At 70.9% G+C, this 21,531-nt stretch carries 11 protein-coding genes and 3 pseudogenes; 11 read left to right on the top strand and 3 right to left on the bottom strand.

What is annotated here, in order from left to right; genetic code table 11:
- The first annotated feature begins 181 nt into the window (after positions 1 to 181).
- Together AB0M56_RS46870 and AB0M56_RS46865 are read left to right on the top strand one after the other, a co-directional pair.
- Entirely contained in the window at positions 182 to 1,471 is a 1,290-nt protein-coding gene (locus tag AB0M56_RS46870; RefSeq protein ID WP_364189048.1) for an MFS transporter, read from the top strand.
- 650 nt (positions 1,472 to 2,121) lie between these two features.
- A complete protein-coding gene (locus tag AB0M56_RS46865) occupies positions 2,122 to 3,345 on the top strand; it encodes a PadR family transcriptional regulator (protein ID WP_364189045.1) in 1,224 nt (407 codons plus the stop codon).
- A gap of 279 nt (positions 3,346 to 3,624) precedes the next feature.
- On the opposite strand, the gene AB0M56_RS46860 is transcribed toward AB0M56_RS46865, so the two are convergent.
- Entirely contained in the window at positions 3,625 to 4,383 is a 759-nt protein-coding gene (locus AB0M56_RS46860; RefSeq protein ID WP_364189042.1) for an IclR family transcriptional regulator, read from the bottom strand.
- Between the two features lie 98 nt (positions 4,384 to 4,481).
- On the opposite strand from AB0M56_RS46860, the gene AB0M56_RS46855 reads away from it, so the two are divergent.
- The 4 genes and pseudogenes from AB0M56_RS46855 to AB0M56_RS46840 form a co-directional block, all read left to right on the top strand.
- Positions 4,482 to 5,591, top strand: coding sequence for a mandelate racemase/muconate lactonizing enzyme family protein (locus tag AB0M56_RS46855; protein WP_364189039.1), 1,110 nt, complete (start codon positions 4,482 to 4,484; stop codon positions 5,589 to 5,591).
- A pseudogene (locus tag AB0M56_RS46850) lies at positions 5,579 to 6,505 on the top strand (aldehyde dehydrogenase family protein); the annotation flags it as partial. The gene AB0M56_RS46855 and the pseudogene AB0M56_RS46850, both read left to right, overlap by 13 nt.
- A gap of 19 nt (positions 6,506 to 6,524) precedes the next feature.
- Positions 6,525 to 6,812, top strand: coding sequence for an aldehyde dehydrogenase family protein (locus tag AB0M56_RS46845; protein ID WP_364189138.1), 288 nt, complete (start codon positions 6,525 to 6,527; stop codon positions 6,810 to 6,812).
- Between the two features lie 64 nt (positions 6,813 to 6,876).
- Positions 6,877 to 7,851: pseudogene (locus AB0M56_RS46840) on the top strand (iron-containing alcohol dehydrogenase); the annotation flags it as partial.
- A 384-nt stretch (positions 7,852 to 8,235) separates the two neighbouring features.
- Here the strand turns inward: AB0M56_RS46840 and AB0M56_RS46835 are convergent.
- Positions 8,236 to 13,707, bottom strand: a complete 5,472-nt coding sequence (locus tag AB0M56_RS46835; RefSeq protein ID WP_364189036.1) for a biotin carboxylase N-terminal domain-containing protein — start codon at positions 13,705 to 13,707, stop codon at positions 8,236 to 8,238.
- 386 nt (positions 13,708 to 14,093) lie between these two features.
- Here AB0M56_RS46835 and AB0M56_RS46830 point away from each other — a divergent pair, with 386 nt between their 5' ends.
- The 5 genes from AB0M56_RS46830 to AB0M56_RS46810 all read left to right on the top strand — a co-directional run bounded on the left by AB0M56_RS46830 (position 14,094) and on the right by AB0M56_RS46810 (position 20,626).
- A complete protein-coding gene (locus AB0M56_RS46830) occupies positions 14,094 to 14,642 on the top strand; it encodes a cupin domain-containing protein (RefSeq protein WP_364189033.1) in 549 nt (182 codons plus the stop codon).
- Between the two features lie 1,014 nt (positions 14,643 to 15,656).
- Positions 15,657 to 17,183, top strand: a complete 1,527-nt coding sequence (locus AB0M56_RS46825) for a sugar ABC transporter ATP-binding protein (RefSeq protein ID WP_364189030.1) — start codon at positions 15,657 to 15,659, stop codon at positions 17,181 to 17,183.
- Positions 17,180 to 18,181, top strand: coding sequence for an ABC transporter permease (locus tag AB0M56_RS46820; RefSeq protein WP_364189027.1), 1,002 nt, complete (start codon positions 17,180 to 17,182; stop codon positions 18,179 to 18,181). The genes AB0M56_RS46825 and AB0M56_RS46820 overlap by 4 nt, the downstream gene beginning before the upstream one ends.
- A gap of 28 nt (positions 18,182 to 18,209) precedes the next feature.
- Positions 18,210 to 19,223 carry a substrate-binding domain-containing protein gene (locus tag AB0M56_RS46815; RefSeq protein ID WP_364189024.1) on the top strand — a complete coding sequence of 338 codons (1,014 nt, stop codon included), beginning with the start codon at positions 18,210 to 18,212 and terminating at the stop codon, positions 19,221 to 19,223.
- Complete coding sequence (locus AB0M56_RS46810; RefSeq protein WP_364189021.1) at positions 19,220 to 20,626, top strand: L-fucose/L-arabinose isomerase family protein; 1,407 nt, start codon at positions 19,220 to 19,222, stop codon at positions 20,624 to 20,626. The genes AB0M56_RS46815 and AB0M56_RS46810 overlap by 4 nt, the downstream gene beginning before the upstream one ends.
- Before the next feature lie 165 nt (positions 20,627 to 20,791).
- Here the strand turns inward: AB0M56_RS46810 and AB0M56_RS46805 are convergent.
- Positions 20,792 to 21,531: pseudogene (locus tag AB0M56_RS46805) on the bottom strand (hypothetical protein); the annotation flags it as partial.

The following is a 21,531-nucleotide window of genomic DNA, read 5'->3' as shown; positions in this document are numbered from 1 at the left end:
TTTCATCGGTAACGATCACCTTCGTGACCTTCGCGCGCCCTGCTAAGGCCGTGCCAGAATCCGCGCAAAACCCTTGAATGCCACCAAAACCGCCAAACCACATCGGTTGCCCGGTCACTCACTCAGGTGTAGACCAACACCGGCGACACCTCGAAACTCACCAACGAGCAGGGGGACTCCGGTGCCGGATGCCACGGCGGGCAAGAAACCCAAACTCACCTCGGACCAGCGCAACGCGTTCATCGCCGCCTGGCTCGGGTGGACCATGGACGCGTTCGACTACTTCCTGGTCGTGTTCATCCTGGCGGACATCGCCAAGGACAAGTCCTTCGGCGCGACCGCGACGCAGCTCGCGTTCATCACCACGGCGACGCTGGTGATGCGGCCGGTGGGGGCGCTGGTGTTCGGGCTGTGGGCGGACCGCGTCGGGCGGCGGATCCCGTTGATGGTGGACGTGCTGCTGTACTCCGTCGCCGGTGTGCTCTGCGCGGTGGCGCCGAACTTCACCGTGTTGCTGATCCTGCGGTTCATCTACGGCATCGGCATGGGCGGCGAGTGGGGCCTGGGCGCGGCGCTGGCCATGGAGAAGATTCCGGTGCAGCGGCGCGGGTTCTTCTCGGGGGTGCTGCAGGCCGGTTACTCGAGCGGTTACCTGGTGGCCGCGCTGGCGTACCTGCTGTTTCACACCGCGCTCGACCTGGACTGGCGCTGGATCTTCGTGCTGAGCGTGTTCCCGGCGCTCATCAGCCTGCTGATCCGCGCGCGGGTCAAGGAATCCGAGGTGTGGGTGGCCGCGCAGGAGAAGATGCGGGTCACGCGCACGTCGGTGAAAGACGTGCTGCTCAACGCGAAGGTCATCCGCCGCTTTGCCTATTTGATCGTGCTGATGACAGCGTTCAACTGGCTCAGCCACGGCACCCAGGACGTCTATCCGACGTTCCTCAAGTCCACCGAACACGGCGGCGCCGGCCTGAGCGCCTCGACGAGCACGTGGATCGCCGTGATCTACAACATCGGCGCGATCATCGGCGGCCTCACGTTCGGCGCCCTGTCGGAACGCTTCGGGCGGCGCGTGACGATCGTCAGCGCCGCCGTGCTGGGCCTGCCGATCATCCCGATCTTCGCCTTCGACCACGGCGCGGGCATGCTGGCGCTCGGCTCGTTCCTCATGCAGATCATGGTGCAAGGCGCCTGGGGCGTCATCCCGGCCCACCTCACAGAAATGTCGCCCGACGCGATCCGCGGCTTCTACCCCGGCGTCACCTACCAGCTGGGCAACCTCCTGGCCGCGCTGAATCTGCCGATCCAGCAAGCCATCGCTCAGTCGCAAGGCTATTCGGCCGCTCTCTTGTGGACAGTCATCCCGGCGCTGGTCTGCGTCGCCGTCCTGACCGCCGTGGGCAAGGAAGCCAAGTCCATCCGCTTCGGCGCCGAGGCGGCGACCACCGCACCGGCGACGAGCGCGCAGTAGTTCAGGTCGGCTCCGCACTGCCCAGCCGCGTCCTGCCCAGCCCTGCTCGGCTCCGCCCTGCGTCGCCGTGCCCTGCCGGCCCTGTCCTGCCCCGTCCCGTCCCGTCCCGGCGCCGCCCCGCCCAGCCCTGCCCCGTCGCGGCTCCGCCCCGCCCAGCCCCGTACTGCCCAGCCCTGCTCGGCTCCGCCGTGCGTCGCCGTGTCCTGCCGGCCCTGCCCCGCCCTGCCCGGTCCCGGCGCCGCCCGCCCAGCCCTGCCCAGCCCCGTACTGCCCAGTCCTGCCCGGCTCCGCCCTGTGTCGCCGTGTCCTGCCCTGCCCTGCCCTGCCCTGCCCCGTCCCGGAGTCGCTCGCGGCTCACCCGCGGCCCGGCACCCGGGCGCACCCGCCGGTGCGGATCGTCGTGCTGATCCGCACCGGCGCACCGACGTCCGAGCGGCACACCCGGCCGGCATCACCACGCGTCCGAGCCCCACGGTGATCACACCCTCGCCCTCTCCACCCACCGCCTCGTCCCCGCCGACATTTACCTCCGCGTGCTTCCGGCCCGCGGACCGCCGATCGTCCTTCACCGCTTTGACCAGCAAGGTTGCCGACGATAGGCCGCCGATATATCGTGGGTATGTCGGCGATAGCACACGAAGGGATTTCTCATGACCAGGACAGCAGGCACCCACCACATGTTCAACGGCTTCGGCGGCCCACAAGACCCCCGCAACTTCGCCGGCCACCACCCCGCCCGCTTCGGCTTCACCCACCACGACGGCGAGCACCACGGCTTCGAGCGCCAAAACTTCGAACACCACGGCCCTGGCGCTCCCGACCACCTCGGCGGCCACCACGGCGGACCGCCCCGGGGCGGAGGCTTCGGCTTCACCCACCACGGCCCAGGCGCCCCGGGATTCGACCACCCCGGCGCGCACGGCAGGCACCACCCGGGCCTCGGCGGCCCGCACACCCCGGGCGAGTCTGCGCGATCCGGCTTCGAGCACCACGGCTTCGAACACCACGGCCCCAGCGCTCCCGGGTATTTCGGTGGGCCGGAAGGCTCAGGCGAGTTCGAGCAATTCGGCTTCGGCGAGCACCACGGCGTCGGCCACCACGGCCCTGGCGCCCCCGACCACTTCGGCGGCCACCACGGCCCTGCCACCCCCGACCACTTCGCCGGCCACCACGGCCCCGGCCACTTCGGCGACCCCGGCGACCCCTTCGGCTTCGCGCCCGACGCGGCGCGCGGGCCGGGCGGGTTCCCGCCGCCTCCGCCGATGCCGCCGGTTCCGCCGGGGCCCGGATTTCCCGGTGGCCCGGGCTTCGGCGGCTTCCAAGGCTTCCAAGGCTTCCAAGGCTTCCCAGGCGGTCCGCGCGCGTGGTTCGGCGACGGCCGCCAGTGGGGCGGCCGCGGTTCCCGCGGCCCGGCGCGGCCCGTGCGCCCGGCGGTACTCGCCTTGCTCGCCGAAGGCCCGATGCACGGTTACCAGCTCATGCAGGAAATCCGGCGCCGCTCGAACGAGGAGTGGCGCCCGAGTCCCGGCTCGATCTACCCGATCCTGCAGCAGCTGGAGGACGAGGGCTTCGTCCGCTCGGCCGAGGAGGGCGGCCGCCGCGTCGCGCAGCTGACCGAGGCGGGGCGCGAGCACGTCGCCGGCCGTGAGGAGGAGTTCGCGGCGCTGTGGGCCTCCCACGCTCCCGAAGACGACCCGGCCGCCGACCGCTTCGCCGCCCTGCACAAGCAACTCGGCGACCTCTGGGCCGCCGCGGGCCAGGTCGCGTACACCGGCACCGACTCCCAGGCCGCCGACATGCGCAAAATCCTGGCCGACGCGCGCCGCCGTCTCTACGCCCTCCTCGCCGAAGACCAGGACGACCCCGAAGACTGACCGGCACAGGGGCGCCGAGTCCACAGTGGGCTCGGCGCCCGCCCGTCACCCCGGCGGCGGGCAAGCTCGACCCGGGCTCGGCTTCCATTCACTCGTCCTGCGGCATCGACACGCGCCGCCGATGTGCCGTGCTCTGGGGCACGAGCACTCAGATTCGGCGGCGGCCAGTTCTGTTGCGCCGAAGCAAATGCGCGGCATTGAAGTACCGAATCATCCGCGCCGCAGCACCCAACCCGAATCACCCGGGGTCGATGCCCGGCGTCAAACTTCGGCGCCCCCTCAGGTCATCCGCCCCGGCGGTGGTTCCGGCTCCCACCCCAGATGCGCCGACACCACATCCGCCGCCGCGATCGTCCGGTGCCCCGCCTCCGCCAGCCGCGAACCGATCCGCGCATCCGGCGCCGAGATGTTCAACGCCGCCACCACCCGCCCCCGGAAGTCCCGCACCGGAGCCGACACACCGGACAGCCCGGGCTCGAACTCCTCCACCACCCGGGCAAACCCCTCGTCACGCGCGTGACGGATCGTGGTCCACAGAGTGGGCAGCGCGGGATGGCCGGGGAACCGCACGTAGAGCTCGTCAGGCGTCGCGTCGAACAGCAGGACGCGCCCGGCCGAGGTGCGGTCGGCCGGCACGCCGCGGCCCTCCCATTCGTGGACGCGGAACGAGTGTCCCGAAACCGAAAGCAGCGTCAGCACTTCGCGGTCGCGCAGCACGCACAGATGGCTCGTCTCCTCCAGGTCCGCCGACAGCGCGTGCATCACGGGCTCCGCGGCGCGCACCAGACGGTCCTCCGCACTGCGCGCGACCAGCGAAAACAGTCGACGGCCCATGCGGTAGCGGAGGGTGTCGGGGTCGCGCTCGACCACGCCCTCCAGCGCCAGCGCCTTGAGCGCGCGCGAGACCTGGCTCTTCTCGCGCCCGGTCAACGTGGCCAGCCGCACCACGCCGAGGCCGCCCGCGCGCTGGGCGTCGGCCGACGCCAGGGCCTCGAGCAGGTCGAGGTCTCGGCGCAGGCCGTGCCCGGACACTGTCATGGCCGAACCCTAAGCCGAGTTGGCCTGAGCGCAACACACGTTGCGATGTCCCGCGCACCCTTGTCGGCCCGCCCGGCGTGCTCGTAGCGTCGAATCCGATGAAGATCACCGCGATCACCCTCGACCACCTGCGCCTGCCGCTCGACCCCCCGCTGCACGCGGCGTGGGACCCCGAGCCACGGGGGCACTTCGACGCCACGATCGTGCGCGTCCACACCGACGAAGGCGTCACCGGCATCGGCTCCGGCGACACGATGGCGGGCTTCGAGGCCGTGGAGCACCTGTTCCTCGGCACCGACCCGCTCGACATCGTCCGCCACGTCAAAGCCATCGAGACGGCCAACTTCCACGGCGGCCGCTACTGGCCGCTCGAAGCCGCGCTCTGGGACGTGATCGGCCAGGTCGCCGGCCTGCCTGTCGCCACGCTCTTCGGGAACGCCGCGCAGTCGCTGCCCGTCTACGCGTCCTCGGCGGAGCTCAAGCCGCCGGCCGAACGCGTCGAAGCAGCGCAGCAGGCCCGTGAAGAAGGCTTCCGCGCGCTCAAGATCCGCATCGATCGCGACCGCGCCGAGGAAGGCGTCGAGACCGTCGCCGCCGTGCGTGATGCGCTCGGTTCGAATTTTCACATCATGGTGGATCTCAACCAGTCGTGGCGCATGGCCGGCGACACCGCGCCCGCCGCGGACCTCGCCGCGACCCGCCGGCTCGTGCGCCGCCTGGCCGAACTCGACGTGTTCTGGGTCGAGGAACCCTTGCCCTACGCCGATGTCGAGGGTTTTCGCACCCTGCGTTCGGAAAACCCCGGGCTTCGCATCGCCGCGGGAGAAATGCACCACTCGGTGCCCGACTTGTTGTCCTATCTCGAACAGGACGTGCTCGATATCTACCAGATGGACGCCGTTCTCGCGGTGGGAATGCACCGCGCCCGCACACTCGCCGAGGTGGCGGAATTCAAACATCGCGCGTTCACCCCGCACAGCTGGACCAACGGCATCGGCCTGCTCGCAAACCTGGCGCTCGCGGCGGGCGTCGGCGCCGGCCCGTACCTGGAGTTCCCGTACGACCCACCGGGCTGGACTCCGGAACGACGCGACTTCATGCTGGCCGAACCCCTGAAGATCACCGCGGGCGGCGAGCTCGCCGTGCCACGACGACCCGGGCTCGGCGTCGAACTCGACGAGGAGGCGGTGGACCGGTGGCGGATCTGACGCACGAAGACCGGCCGGCCGCGGCGCGGAACCTGACTCCCGAGACCAGGCCGTTCATCGACGGCGGGTTCGTGGAGCCGTTGTCCGGCAACACTTTCCCGTCCACCTCGCCCCGCGACGGCCGCGTGCTGGCCCACGTCGCCGACTGCGGCACCGCCGACGTCGACCGCGCTGTGCGAGCCGCCCGCGAGGCCTTCGAAGACGGCCGCCGGCGCGAACTCCCACCGCGCGACCGCAACCGCGTCCTCCTGCGCTGGGTCGAACTGAACCAGGACCACGCCGACGAGCTCGCCCTGCTCGACGCCATCGAAATGGGCAAACCGATCGCCGAGGCGCTGCGCATCGACGTCGCCAAGACAGCGGAAACCCTTGCCTGGTACGCCGAAACCGTCGACAAGACCTACGACGAGGTCGCGCCCACACCCGGCCACGCCCTCGCCCTGATCACCCGCGAGCCGCTCGGCGTCGTGGGCGCCGTCGTGCCGTGGAACTACGCGCTGCTCATCGCGTCGTGGAAGCTCGGCCCGGCGCCGGCCACCGGCAACTCCGTGGTGCTCAGGCCCGCGGAGCAGACGTCGCTGGCCCCGCTCGTGCTCGCGCGGCTCGCCACCGAGGCCGGCCTGCCCGACGGGATGCTCAACGTCGTTCCCGGCCGCGGCGAGGTCACCGGGCAGGCACTCGGCCGGCACCCCGACGTCGACAAGATCGCGTTCACCGGCTCACCCGAAGTGGCGCGACGGTTCCAGGTCTGCGCGGGGGAGTCCAACCGCAAGCAGGTCGCCGTGGAGGCCGGCGGCAAGCCGCCGCAGCTGATCCTGCGTGACGCGGACCTGCCGGCCGCCGCTTCCGCCGTGGCGTGGAGCATCTTCTACAACGCCGGACAGACCTGCAACGCCGGCTCGCGCGTGATCGTGCCGGCGGAGCCGAAGGACGGTGGTGCTGCGCGCAAATCGCGTGCTCACCGAGACCGGCGGCAGCTACGTCGAGCTGACGGTGCTCCACGACGGCCGCCTAGCCGACGACACCGATTATGGTCCCGTCGCCTCAGCCTGGACGCGCGACGTCACCACGGCCCACCGCGTTGCGAAGCAGCTTCGCGCGGGCACAGTGTGGGTGAACACGTTCGACGCGAGCGACGTCATCACCCCGTTCGGCGGTTCAAAGCGACCGACGCGGGGCGCGACAAGTCGCTGCACGCGCTCGATGCGCACACAGCGCTGAAACCACCTGGCCCGACCTCGCCTGAGTTGTCGACTTGTCCACCTCTTTCGGGAAAGGGGCACGCGTGGTGCGGACCGAGTTCGGACCTGGCTTCGTCGAACGGCTGCCGGAGTTCGCCGCCGAGCTGGGCGGGTCGCGGGTCTTCGTGGTGACCGACCGCGGCCTGCGCGCGACGGGCATCGTCGGCCGCGTCGAGAGGATCTTCGCCGCGGCCGGCGTCGAGTGCCTTGTGCACGAAGACATCGGCCCCAACCCCGCGACGACCGAGCTCGACCGCGGCGCCGCCCGCCTGCGCGAATACGGGGCTGCCGTGGTGATCGCCCTCGGCGGCGGGTCCGCTTTGGATGCGGCCAAGGGCATCTCGCTGCTGGCCGGCAACCCCGGCTCGCTCGCCGCCGACGCCGACACGCTGTGGTCCGCTTCGGACGGACTGCCGATCGTCGCCGTGCCGACGACGTCGGGCACCGGCGCGGAAACCAACGGTTTCGGCGTGGTGGAAGACACCCGCTTGTGCCGGAAAGTCTACATCGGACACGATTCGGTCCGGCCGCGGATCGCCGTGCTCGACCCGGAGCTCACGCTCGGCCTCCCCGCCCCGATCAGCGCCGCCACCGGCCTCGACGCCCTCGTCCACGGCGTCGAGTCCCTCGCCTCCCGCGGCGCCGACGCGGTGTCGACCGCCGACGCTGCCCGCGCTGTCGCGCTCGTCGGCGTCTGGCTCCCGATCGCCTACCGCGACGGCGCCAACCTGGAGGCCCGCTCCCAGCTCATGCTCGGCGCGCACCTCGCCGGCCAGGCCTTGACGCGCTCCGGCCTCGGCCTGGTCCACGGCCTCGGCCACGCCATCACCGCCCGCACCGGCACCCCGCACGGCGTCGCGCTGGCCGCCGTGCTGGAGGAGGTCATGACCTACACGGCCCCCTTCGCGGCCGCCGCCTACGCCACCGTCGCCGAATCCCTCCGCGCCCCCACCGCGGTCGACGCCGTCCGCGCGATCTCCATGGCTGTCGACCTCAAACGCCCGCTGCGCGCCTTCGGCCTCACCCGTGCCGACCTGCCCGCGGTGGCCTCGGCCGCCCTGGCTGACGCGGTGACGAAAACGCGCCTCGCTCACCGCGGCAAGACGAGGTCGAGCAGCTGCTCGCCTCCGTCTACTGAGGATAAGTCGATGGGTCCGAACCGCCGGTCCCATTCACCCGGCAGCTACGCGAGGTTCTGCCTGGGCGACGTACGCCTCGGGCCCATCGCGACGCGGTGCCTCGGCGTGCGCGGCCAGGCCCTTGACCGGGACGCTTTCGCGTCCTGGACCGGGCCGTCGCCATCGGCCTACGCCCGCGCGTGGCCGGCGTCTCCGCCTCCGTCTGCTGAGGACAAAGAGAAACGCCGGACCCCACCAGGGGCTCGGCGTTTCCCAACACCAACCTCAGCGCTTCAACCCGTGCTCGATCGCCTCCACGATCCGCGGCCGCAGGTCCGCCACGCTGACGATCGCGTCCACCGAGCCGACCTCCACCGCGCGCTGGATGCTGTGCACGCGGTCGAACTCGGCGGCCACCTCGCCCAGCTTCTCGGCGCGCACGGACGACTGCACCTCCGCCAGCTCGGCCGCGCAGGCCGCGCGCTCGGCGCCGTTCAGCTCACCCAGCCGCGCCTGCAGCGAGGAGACCCGCGGGTCGTTAGCCGTGCGCGTGGTGACCTCGCCCGAGAACACCACCGCGGCGGCCGGTGCGCCGCCCAGCACGGAAGCGAAGGAGCCCTCCAGGGCGAGCACCGTCATGTTCGGGTTGAGCGCCTTGGAGAACACCACGAACGCCCCGCCGTGGTAGCGGGAGATCACGGTGAAGACGATCGGGCCGTCGAAGTTGACGATCGCGCGGCCGATCTCGGCGCCGTACTCCAGCTGGAGCTTGCGCATGGACTCCGGGGAGCCGTCGAAGCCCGACAGGTTCGCCAGCACCACCAGCGGACGGTTGCCGCTGGCGGAGTTGATGGCGCGGGCGGCCTTCTTGGACGAGCGCGGGAACAGGGTGCCCGCGGTGTAGGTGTCCGGGCCGTCGGTGGGCGGGAAGCCGCGGCGCGGCACCGAGCGCGACTCGATGCCGAGCAGGCACACGGGGTGCCCGCCGATGTGCACGTCCTGCACGGCCGCCGTGTCCGCGTCGGCCATGCCGGCCCAGCGCTCCAGCACCGGGTGGTCCTGGTCGGACAGTGCGCGCATCACCGTGCGGATGTCGAACGGCTTCTTCCGGTCCGGGTTGTGCTCGGTCGAGAAGATCTGGCCCACCGTGGAGAAGTCGCTGCCGACGATCGCGTGCGGGAAGTCCGACACGTCGCGGTTCACCGGGTCCGACGTCGCCGCCGCGCGCGGGCCGGGTTCGCCCGGGACCACGTAGGTGTGGTCGTAGTGGGACATCAGCACGTCGCGCGCGCCCGCCAGGTTCGGCGCCCAGTACTGCGCCTGGCCGTTGGGGCCCATCACGCGGTCGTAGCCGCCGATGCCGAAGTTGTCCTCGGCCGACACGCCACCGGAGAAGTCGAGCGACTGCTTGCCCGTGAGCACCATCGCGGAATCCGGCGTCATGACCAGGATTCCCTTGGTGTGCATGAGCATCGTCGCTTCGGCGTTCCAGTACGGCTGTGCGCCGACGGTGATGCCGGCGACGACGATGTTGATCTCGCCGCCCGCCTGCGTGAACTCGACGATCCGCTTCAGCGCGGCCGCCACCCAGTCCATGTTCTCCACGCCGGAGTCCATGGAGATCTTGGCCCCGGCCGACAGCGCGAACCACTCCAGCGGCACCTGCATCCGCTCGGCGAGGTCCAGCGCGGCGATCACCCGCGCGCATTCCGGCTCCGCGAGCGCGCCGAGGGACTTCGTCGGGTCGCCCAGCAGCACCACGCGCTCGAGCCCCTCGGGCACCCGCGCGGTCGGCGTGGAGACGACACCCGCGACGATCCCGGCCTTGTTGCGGCCCTTCGGCCGGTCGACCGGCACCAGGGCACCGGCGTCGTCGAGGTCGTGCTCGGTGAACGTGCCCTCGCCGGCCAGCATGTCGGTGAGCTCGTACGGGTAGACGGTGTCGCGGCGAGCCGCGCGCAGCACCTTCTGGCGGTAGTCGTCCAGCGGCTGCACCGGTTCGCGCGAAGGCTCCCCGACTGTCAGCCGGACGCCGGAGCCGACCTCGTTGCGGATCGTCACCGCCAGCTCGGTCAGCTCGCCCGTCTCCGGGTTGCGCCGCCGCGCCAGGAACTGGATCTCCTCCAGGCCCGCGCCCGCCGTCGACGGCAGCACCCGCTGGGCGAGCAGGTTCAGCTCGTCCATGGTGAGGTCGCTCGGCGGCCACACGTAGACGACGATCCGGTTGGTGTCGAAGCGTTTCCGGGCCGGGCGCTGCGCCTGCACGTTGCGGATCGCGTCGAGGCACGCGGCCAGCGTGTCCTCGGCCGCGGGCAGCGACACGAGCCGGCCGTCGGCCTCGCGCAGCGGCGTCAGGTCGCGCACCTGCGCCATCGCGACGAGGCGCTCGTCGGCCGGGTTGGCCTGCGCGACGCACTTGAACAGGTACACCTCTTCGTCGGCCGAAGGCAGGCGCGTGAGGTCGAACTCCTGCAGCCGTTCCAGCTGCATCCGCTCGGCCACGCGCGGGTGCAGGCCGCGGATCAGCCGGTCTTCCGCGAAGCCATCGGCGCCGCGGCGGAAAGTGAAGTGGTGGTGCATCACAGCTCCGCCGCCTCCGGCGACGGTGGTGGTGATGCGCGTGATCGCCTCCGGCAGCGGCTGCGCGGCGATGACCTCGCCCAGACGCGCGGCCATCGCGTCGGAGTCGGGCTGGTCGGCCCACGTCACGTAGATGTCGGCCACCGCGTAGGTGTCGGCGTCGCTCGCCAGCTCACCCGCGGCGTGGACGGCGGCGGGCAGCCGCGCGAAGTCCACGGCCGTGGTGACCACTCGCGCGGGCTCGGCGTGCTCCGCGGTGACGAACACACACTCGGCGACTTCGCGCCGTTCGATTTCGGACAGGCTCTTGTTGCCGTAGTAACGTCGGGTGAGAACTTCCAGCAGCGGCGCGGGATCCGTGCCCGGCCGGCCGATGCGCTGGCCGAGCAGCCGCACCAGCGGCTCGGAGCTCGACACCATGCCGGCGATGAGCTCCGCGCGGTCCGCCGCGTCCGGGTTGCGGTCGAGGTGCTTGAGGCTCTGGCGGACCTCGGCGTAGACCTCGGCGCGGGCGCGGCGCAGCAGCGGCTGGGCGAACCAGCGGAACACCACCCCGCGCGCGAAGTCGCTCACGGCGGGGTGACGCACCTGCGTGGCGGCCACGAGGTGCTCCAGCGCCAGGCCGGCCTCCTCGCGCAGGTCGCCGGTGGGCGGCGCCTCCGTGAGCCACTGCCGCAGCAGCGCCGTGACGATCGCGACGTCCGACGAAGCCCGTTGCTGGGCCAGGAAAATGCGGAAGACCGCCTCCTCCAGCTCCGGCGTGCGCTCCAGGTCGGCCACGCCGTAGTGGCCGAGCACGCGGCGCAGCCGGGCCTGGAACGTCTCGGGCAGCCCGGCGCGCTCCACGTCGAGGCTCTGCAGGTATGTGTGGAAGTACTCGCGGGCGCTGTGCACCGGGCTCGCCGGGCTGACGTCTTCGCCCGCCGGCTTGTTGCGCGTGAGCTCCGACAGGTCGGCGAACACGCCCAGCAGCTCCACCTCGCCCGCCAGCGGCCGGGTCGTACCTTGCTCAGCGCGCGCGGTGAGGTAGCCGGCGAGCGTGCGGCGCTGGTCGTGCGGGTCCACGTCGAATCCGAGCAACAGGCCGCGCAGGTCCTGCAGTCCGCGGGCCGCGCGGTCGGCGGCGGAGGTGGCCGTGGGCTCGGCGGGCAGCTCGATTTCCACGGTCTCGCCGGCGTCGGCGGTTTCCTCTGCCTCGTCCTCGTCGGCCAGCGGCTCGAGGCGCATCAGCGCGGCGCCGGTCTCGACCTGGCTGCCGACCGACACGGGCAGCTCCCGCACGCGAGCACGGAACGGCGCGCGCAGCACCGTCTCCATCTTCATGCTCTCCAGCACGAGGATCGGGGCGCCGATGTCCACCTCGTCGCCGATCGACAGCGGCGTCGCGACCACCAGCGCGGGCGCGGGGGAGCGCACGACACCGCCCTCGTCGCGGCTCACGCGGTGGGTGACGCCGTCGACCTCGACCAGGTGGATCGGGCCGTGCGTGGCGGCCACGAGGCGGAACCGCGTGCCGTTCACGGTGATCTGGCCGCTGTGGGAGTCGAAGCGCTCGATCTCGACGTCGGCCGGGTGCACGTCGCCGCCGCCGCTGATGCCGACGCGGAAGCGCTTCGGCCCGATGCGCGCCACGCTCACGCGATACGCGACGCCGCGCAGCTTCAGGTCGAGCGGACGGCCGCTCTCGAACTGCACCTGCGGACGGCCGCCGTGCGCGGTCGACAGCAGCCGGACGCGGGCGATCTCTTCCTCGTCCTCGTAGGCCTCGATGGCCGCGGCGGCGAGCGCGATCGCGGAGTGCTTGCTGGTGACCAGGCGGCCTTCGGAGCGGACGCGGTCGATCCAGCCGGTGTCGGCGCTGGCGTCGATGACTTCGGGCTGGTCGAGCAGGTCGAGCACGAAGCTCTTGTTGGTGGCGCCGCCCTCGATGATCACGGTCGTCTCGGACATCGCGCGACGCAGACGGGCGAGCGCCTGGTCGCGGTCACGGCCGTAGGCGATGATCTTGGCGATCATCGAGTCGAAGTCGGCGGGGATCGTGTCGCCTTCGCTCACGCCGGTGTCGACGCGGATGCCCGGGCCGGCCGGCAGCAGCAGCCGCGCGATGTGTCCTGGCGAGGGGGCGAAGTCGCGGTCGGGGTCCTCGGCGTTGAGCCGCGCCTCCACGGCGTGGCCGAGCTCGGCGGGCTGCTCGCCTTCGAGCTTGCCGCCCGACGCGACGTGCAGCTGCAGCCGCACCAGATCCGTGCCGGTGGTGATCTCCGTGATCGGGTGCTCCACCTGCAGGCGGGTGTTCACCTCGAGGAAGGCGAACAGCTTCTCGCCCGGGTGGTAGAGGAACTCGACGGTGCACGCGCCGCGGTAGCCGACCTTGACCGCGAGCCGCTCGGCCGAGGACTTCAGCTCGGCCGTCTGCTCCGGCGAGAGGACCGGCGACGACGACTCTTCGATGATCTTCTGGTTGCGCCGCTGGACGGAACAGTCGCGCACGCCCAGCGCCCACGCCGTCTCGCCGTCGGAGATCACCTGGACCTCGACGTGGCGGGCGCCTGTGACCAGGCGCTCCAGGAACACGATGCCGCTGCCGAACGCGCGCAGTGCCTCCTGGCTGGTGCGCTCGTAGGCGTCGGTGAGCTCGTCGGCCGAGGACACCTTGCGGATGCCGCGCCCGCCGCCGCCCGCGGTGGCCTTGAGCATGAGCGGGTAGCCGATCTTGTCACCGGCCGCCAGCGCGTCTTCGAGCGTCGCGACCTCGCCGCGGCTCCACGGCGCCACGGGGACGCCGACCTCCTCGGCGATCAGCTTCGCGCCGATCTTGTCACCGAGCCGGCGCATGGCCTCAGCGCTCGGCCCGATGAAGGTCACCCCCACCTTCTCGCACAGCTGGGCGAACGCCGGGTCCTCGGCGACGAAGCCCCAGCCGACCCACGCGGCGTCGGCCTTCGTCTCGACCAGGGCCTTCTCCAGCTTGGCGAGATCGAGGTACGGGCGCGCCGAGGCCGGCCCGAGCGAGTAGGCCACGTCGGCCTCCCGCACGAACGTCGCGGACCGATCCGCGTCCGTGTAGAGGGCGACCGTCTCGATCCGTGTACCGGTCTCCGCGGAAAGATCTCGGACAGCGTGGATCAACCGCATTGCGGCTTCCCCGCGGTTCACGATGGCGACACGACTGAACACCGGACTGAGCCTCCCAAGTACCCACGCGCAGCAGGCGACGTCCGTGTCCGGATCGTCGCCTGTCTTCGCTTACACCCTGCTCCCTTACCGGCGGGTACACCAATGTCGTGCATGGCGCATGCCGGAGCCGCTGCATTGTGGGAACCCGCCAAAAAGTTGCCCAGGCCACACCGCCGGGGACACGTTTCGCGCGAGGTCTGCCACAAACCACCCGACAAACGTACGGCGCGCGGGCTGGGGAAACCGCGAGAGTGCGGAGCGTGGCCGAGGTTGTCGCCGGGACGGTGCGTGATCGTCACCGGTTGTTCAACCTTCCGATGTGGTTTGACTCCGAATAGTTCGACATCTTACTATTTTTCTGTGGATGGCCGCTTGAGGAGGTCGGGATGAATCAGCCGGTACTGGTCCGGGGTGGTGAAGCCGAGGTGCTGGGCGTCGCACCGAACCGGACGTGGCTGCTCGCGGACGCCGCCGACACCGGCGGCGTGATGAACGTGGTACGGACGACGCTGGGGCCGGGTGTGGACGGTCCGCCGCCGCACTTCCACCGGCTCGCGCCGGAGATGTTCTACCTGCTCGACGGTCGCCTTCGCGTCCTCGTCGGCGACGAGGTGGTGGTCTTGACCGCCGGCGACTACCTGCTCGTGCCTCCGGGTGTGGTGCACGCTTGGGGCACCTTGGCCGAGTCTGGCGCTGACGTGCTGATCGTCAAGGCGCCGGGCGAGAACCGCTTCGACTACTTCCGCCTGGGCGACCGCATCCGGCGAGGTGCGGCGGATCCCGCGGAGGTCCTGGCCACGCAGGAGGAGTTCGACAACCACTTCACGGTGAGTCCGGTGTGGACGCGGCTCTTGGCGGGGGAGCCGGAGCGCGCTGCGGTGGTGGATTTTCCGGGAGTCGCGGTGGATTGGTCACCTGGTGGTATGGAGGATTGACGGGGCGCGTGCCGGTGCGCTTCGCCTGCGGTGATGCCGGCGGTCTTGGGCTGTGGATTTCGGGCCTCGGGCCTCGGGGATCGGTCTTCGGGTCCGGCCGGTGTGGCTTGGGCCTTCCGGGTTTGAGGCTCGGACATTTGGCTCGGACCTCGGGCTGTGAGTCTTGAACTTCTTGCCCGAGCCCGGTGTGGCCCCGAATCTCCGGGCTTCGGATTGCGGCGTGTGGGCTGCGGGGGCGCTGGCCGGCGTGTGCTGAGCGGCAGACCTCGCTGCGGCGCTATCAGCCGGCCCGGCGGGCCGGCTGATAGCGCCGCGGGCAGGGCTGACGGTCGTGCGGGTGATGCTGCGTTCTCTCGGCTGAGCTGGGGCTCGTTATCGCGCGTTGGCTGAGGCCCGGACCGCGCTGTGGTGCGATCGGCCTGCCTGCCTGCCTGACTTGGCTGCACAGTGGTGCGGGCAAGGCTGCGGGCCGTGCGGGTGGTGCCGCGTTTCTTGGCCGAGTGGGCGCTCGCTATCGCGCGTTGGTCGAGGCCTGGACCTCGTCGTGGTGCGAGTGGCCTGCCTGTCTTAGCTGTCCGGTGGTGCGGGCAGGGCTGGAGGCTGTGCGGGTGGTGCCGCGTTTTCTTGGCCGAGTTGCGGCTCGCTATCGCGCGTTGGCCGAGCCTCGGACCGCGCTGTGGCGCGATCGGCCCGCCTGCCTGACTTGGCCGCCCGGTGGTGCGCGCAGGGCTCCGGGCCGTGCCGGTGGTGCCGCGTTTTCTTAGCTGAGCTGGGCTCAGTAAGGCGCATTGACCGAGCTCCGGACCGCACTGTGGCGCGATCGGCCGGCCTGGCCGGCCGCGGACTGAGCGGAGTAGCGGGTTGACCCTCTCGGCCGAGGCTTTCCGCACATTTGTGTGCCGGCCGGTCCGGTTTCCCTCGTTTTCGACCGGTTGTCCAGTGACTCTTGACACACCTCGCCGACCCCCATACGTTCGCTGGTAATCGATTTCTCGAACGGTGGGATCGAGGGGGATGGGCGACGACGGCGTCGCGCTGGTCGAGCTGGCCGGCGTCAGCAAGACCTACGGCGGAGTGCGTGCAGTTCGTTCGGTGGATTTCACCGTGTGGGCGGGGGAGGTGCACGCGCTCCTCGGGGAGAACGGGGCGGGCAAGTCCACCCTGATGAAAGTTCTCTCCGGAGAGGTGGCCGCCGAGGAGGGGGTGATCCGGATCGGCGGGGTGCCGGTCCGGTTCGCCCGCCCGGCCGACGCGCAGCGGGCCGGCGTCGCGATGATCCACCAGGAGCTCGACCTCGTGCCGGCGCTTTCCGTGGCGGAGAACGTGTTCCTCGGCCGCGAGCCGCACACCCGCTACGGCGTGCTCGACCGCAAGCGGATGGTCCGCGCCACCCGGGCCCTGCTCGAACAGTCCGGTGTGGACCTCGACGCCACCATGCCGGTCGAGCGGTTGCGCACCGGCGAACAACAATTGGTGACAATCGCGAAAGCGCTGTCGCTGAACGCACAGATCCTGATCATGGACGAACCGACCTCGGCGCTTTCCCCCCGCGAAGTCGAGCGGTTGTTCACAGTGATCGACCAGTTGCGCACAGCCGGTGTGGCCCTGGTGTACATCTCCCACCGCATGGAAGAAATCGGACGTGTCGCGGACCGGGCGACGGTGCTGCGCAACGGCGAGGTCGTCGCCGAGTTCGCCGCGCGCGAGCTGACGGCGTCGCAGGTCGCCGAAGCGATGGTGGGCCGGCCGGTGCAGCAGATGTTCACGACCGACACCAAGCCGTCCGAAGAGGAACACGTTTTGGTGGTGGACGAACTTGTTGTCACACCGAAGGCCGGCCGCCGTGAACCCGCGGGGGTCAGCCTGAGTGTCGGTGCCGGCGAGATCGTCGGGGTCGCCGGGCTGCTCGGCTCAGGACGCACCGAGCTCCTCGAAACCCTCTACGGCGCGTCCCCCGGAACCATCACCAGTGGCCGAATTCGGCTCAACGGTGGGGAATACCGGCCGCGATCCCCGCGAGACGCGCTCCGCAACGGCGTGGCCTTCGTCCCCGAGGACCGCCGGATCTCCGGGCTCTCGCTGGACCACTCGATCCTCGCCAACACCGTCCTCTCCGTCGTCGACGCCCTCGCCCGCTTCGGCATCGTCTCCGCCGGCCGAGAGCGCGAAACCGCGCACAACTCGGCCGAACAGCTCGATGTCAAACTTCGCACACTGGCCGACCCGGTCGGCGCGTTGTCCGGAGGTAATCAGCAAAAGGTGGTTCTCGGACGCGCTTTGCTCACAAAACCACAACTGCTGTTACTCGACGAACCAACCCGAGGAGTAGACGTCGGCGCGAAGGCCGAGATCTACCGGATCTTGGGAGAAGTCGCACAGACCGGGGTGGGAATCTTGCTCGCGTCGTCCGAGCCAGCCGAGCTCGTGGGAGTCTGCGACCGCGTGGTAGTGCTGCGCGGCGGCAAGTCCGTGCACGAGCTCGACACCGCCCTCGCCGGCGAAGGCGAGCTGCTCGCCGCGTCGATGGGCGACGTCCGGTGACCGGCCGCAGGGTGCTCGCCACGCTGTTCCGGTTCCAGAGCGTCTTCGGGCTCGTCGTGGTGTTCGCCCCCGCGATCGTGTTCTCACCCTCGAACGACGGCGACCTCGTGTTCCTCGGCGCCGACAACCTGCTCAACGTCGTCCGCGCCATCTCCGAGATCGGCATCCTCGCCGTTGGCATGACGCTGGTGATCCTCGTCGGCGGCATCGACCTGTCCGTGGGCTCGGTGGTGGGCCTGGCGAGCGTCGGCATCGCCGAGCTGCTCACCACGAACGACTGGGCACTCGTCCCAGCCGTGCTCGCGATCCTCGCACTGGGCCTGGGTTTCGGCCTGGTCCAAGGGGTCGCGAGCGCACGGTTCCGCATCCAGTCGTTCATCGTCACCCTCGCCGGCATGCAGATCGCCCGCGGGCTCGCGCGCATGTGGTCCGGTGGCGAAGGCGTGTCGATCACCTACGGCGACGGCCCCGTCCAGGCGCCGGTCCCGTTCTCGCTGCTGGGGGAGCGGACGTTCAACGGCACCGTGCCGATCCCCGCGCTCATCTTCGTCGTGGTCGCCGCCCTCGCCATGGTGCTGCTGCGGGTGAGCGCCTTCTCCCGGCACATCTACGCGATCGGCGGCAACGAAAAGGCCGCGCGGCTCTCCGGCGTGCCCGTGGTGCGGGTGAAGGTGCTCGTGTTCGGCATCTGCGGCCTGCTCGCCGCGCTCGCCGGCATCGTCCACGCGGGACAGCTGAACTTCGGCGGCCCCAACGACGGCAACGGCTACGAGCTCAACGCCATCGCCGCCGTCGTCATCGGCGGCACCACCCTCTCGGGCGGGCGCGGGACCGTGCTCGGCACCGTGGCGGGCGCGCTGCTCGTCGGCGTGCTCGACAACATCCTCCAGCTCAACAACATCGACTCGAACGTGCAGCTGATCGTGGTCGGCGTGGTGATCGTGTTCGCCGCCGGACTGCAACGACTGCGTCCGGGCCGCGCGCAGGCCGGGCCGTAGGGGCGTTCGCCAGGGAAGGGGAGCTCACATGTCCACCACCACTCGCCGCGGGCTGGCGCTCGCGGTCGCCGGGGTCGCGTTCGTGGCCACGGCCTGCGGCACCACGCACGAGAACGCGCCCGGGGCGTCGTCCGGCGCCGGGCCCGCCACGCAGGCGTGCAAGGGGCCGGGCGGGAAGTTCACCATCGGCATGAGCCAGGCCAACCTCGGCGAGCCCTACCGCGTGCGCATGGACGACGACATCCGCAAAGCGGCCGCGTCGATCCCGCAGTTCACGGTCAACTTCGCCGACGCCGCGCAGGACAACTCGAAACAGGTGGAGCAGGTCAGCACATTCCTCACGCAGAAGATCGACCTGCTGATCATCAGCCCCAACGAGGCGACGCCGCTCACCAGCGTCGTGAAGAAGGCCTACGACCAGGGCATTCCGGTGCTGGTGCTCGACCGCAAAGTGGACGGTGAGGCATACACGTCGTTCATCGGCGCGGACAATGTGGACATCGGGCGCCAGGCCGGCCAGTACTTCAAGCAGCACCTCCTGCCGCAGGGCGGGAAGATCGTGGAGCTGAAGGGCCTCGCGGGTTCGACGCCGGCGAAGGAACGCGCCGACGGCTTCAACGAGGGCATCGCGGGCTCGGGCATCACGATCGTCGGCACGGCCGACGCCGACTGGCTGCGCGACAAGGGCCAGCAGCAGGCCGACGCGCTGCTCAAGGCCCACCCCGACGCGCAGGCGATCTTCTCCGAGAACGACCCGATGGCCGAAGGCGCGCGGCTCGCCGCGCAGAACGCGGGCAAGGCGGCTCTGCCGATCGTCGGCATCGACGGGCTCCCGGTGCCGGAGGGTGGCATCAAGGCGGTGGAGGCCGGGCGGCTGTCGGCCACGTTCATCTACCCGACCGGCGGGGCGGAAGCCGTTGCCGCGGCCAAGAAACTGCTCGTCGACTGCGGGCAGGTCCAGAAGACGCAGACCCTGCAGACGCGGCTGATCACCAAGGACAACGCCACGCAGGTCTACGCCGAGTTGAACCAAGGCTCATGACGCGCATCGGGGTCATCGCGATCTCCGACGGTCGCGATCACGTGCACCGGCGCAACATCGGGTTCATCCGATCCAAAGTGGACTCGTTCATCACCGCTCTCACCGCCGCCGGCCACGACGTGATCAGCGGCGGGCTCGTGGCCACCAACACCACGGCGACCGCGGCCGCCCGGTCCGTCGCCGCGACTTCGGTGGACGTGACGGTGTTCTACTACGCCGTCTGGAGCTTCCCGCACTTCACGATGCTGGCGGCCGACGCGACGACGACGCCGTTGCTGCTCGTCGCGTCCACCGATCCGGCGGAACCGGGGCTCGTCGGGATGCTCGCCGCGGGCGGCGCCCTGGACCAGCTCGGCCGCCGCCACACGCGGCTGTGGGGCGCGCCGGACGACCCGGCGCTGGTCGACGACGTCGTCTTGCACGCGCGGGCTGCCGGCGCCGTGGCGTCGCTGCGCGGCTCGACGTTCGGGCGCTTCGGCGGGCGGCCGATGGGGATGAACACGGCCGTCGCGAACACGGACCAGTGGATGCGGCAATTTGGCGTGGACGTCGAGGAGATCGACCAGTACGAGCTCGTGCTGCGCGCGGAGAAGGCCGATGCCGTCGAGGCCGCGCGCGGGCGCGAGTGGCTGGAGCGGCTCGCGACCGTCCACTATGACGGGGAGAAGCTCACGCCTGCGTTGCTGGAGCGGCAGATCCAGGCGTACCTGGCCGTGCGGGATATCGCGGCCGAGCGGCACCTGGACTTCTCGGGCATCAAAGCCCAGCCTGAGCTCACGGAGAACTTCGCGACGATGGACGTGGCGGAGGCGCTGCTCAACGACCCGTACGACTGGAACGGGCCCAAGGCCGTCCACGTCACCGCCACGGAGTCCGATATGGACGGTGCGCTGACGATGCAGCTGATGCACCGCATCACGGGCACGCCGGTGTTGTTCGCGGACGTCCGGCACCACCATCCCGATCGCGACGTGTGGGATCTGTGCAATTCCGGACAACACGCGACGTGGTTCGCCGCCCGCAGCGACAATCCGGCGGAGAACCTCGGCCGGGTGCACCTGTATCCCTCGGTGTTCTTCTTTCCCGCCGGCGGCGCGTCCGTCGCGCACTTCGCGGCGCCCGGGCAGATGACCCTCGCGCGACTGACGCGGCTCGACGGCGCCTATCGGCTGCAGCTCGTGCTGGGCGAGTTCGAATGCTACGACGACGCCACGAACACGGCGTTGGCCGCTCGGTCCACACCGGAATGGCCGCACGCGTTCGCCCGGCTCGATGTCGAGGCGCCGGTGTTCCTGAGGGGATTCGGCGCCAACCACATCCACGCCGTCCCGGGCGACCGCCGGCGCGAGCTGCGCGTGGCGGCGGAGCTGCTCGGGGTCCGCGTGGAGGAGTGGACGCGCTGACCGCTTCCGGCCAACGGCGGCCGTGAGCGTGCGCCAGGAGTGACCCTGCGCGGGTGAGACTGCTCGGCATCACTTCGAACAGCTCCGCGTACCGCCCGAGCCGCGCCCCCGGCGCGCTCCGGCTGTGCACGAGACCGAGCAGGGCCGCCATCGCGGCCGCCACCATCAACGCGGGCACGGCGACTGTGAGTGGGTTTCGGCGATCAGCTGATCGACCGCCGGCGCCGCGAACCCGCGCAGCCCCGCCGTGAGCAGTGGACGCCGTTGCCGCACGGCCGGATAAAGCCGGGCCTGCACGGAGAAGCGCAGTGCCAGCACGGCGAGCAGCACGATCGCCGACGTCCGCCCGTCCGCGGCCAGTACACCTTCCGACGACGCCGCCGCGATGGCCGCCCCGCCGAGCAGCCCCGTGAGAAACTGCTCGGCCCGCACCACCCTCGCGTACACCGCGCGCCGCGGCGGCTGGGGTTCATCGCGCACGAGGTCGGCCGTGGTCTGCGGCAACGCGGGCGCCGGGACCCGCCCGAGCCGCGCGACCAGTGGTTCGGACAACGGCGAGAAAACCAGAACCACGCCCGCTGCCGAAGCCGCGGCGCCGGCGGCGGCGCCGGCGCCGCCCGTCGCGTGCCACGCGGCGGCCCCGCCGTGGACGCTCGCCATGAGCGCCCCCACGAACACCGGCACCCGGCTCGGCCACGGCCACCAGCGCCACCAGCGACGCCACCGGCACGGCCGCGCACCCCGCGAGCACCTGCGGCGTACCGAAAGCGAGGGCATCGCCGAACAGTCCCGGACACGCGCCCGCCGCGCACGTCGGCGGCGCCCCGCCTTCAGCTCAGCACGGATGCGGCGGGCGGCGGCGGCCTTCTCCAGCGCCGCAGCACGCTGTTCCTCTGTCAGCTGGG

The organism is Amycolatopsis sp. NPDC051372 (assembly GCF_040682095.1).
Taxonomy (GTDB): Bacteria; Actinomycetota; Actinomycetes; order Mycobacteriales; family Pseudonocardiaceae; genus Amycolatopsis.
Note: the sequence above shows the minus strand (reverse complement) of the source record. Positions and strands in the feature narration are given on the sequence as shown.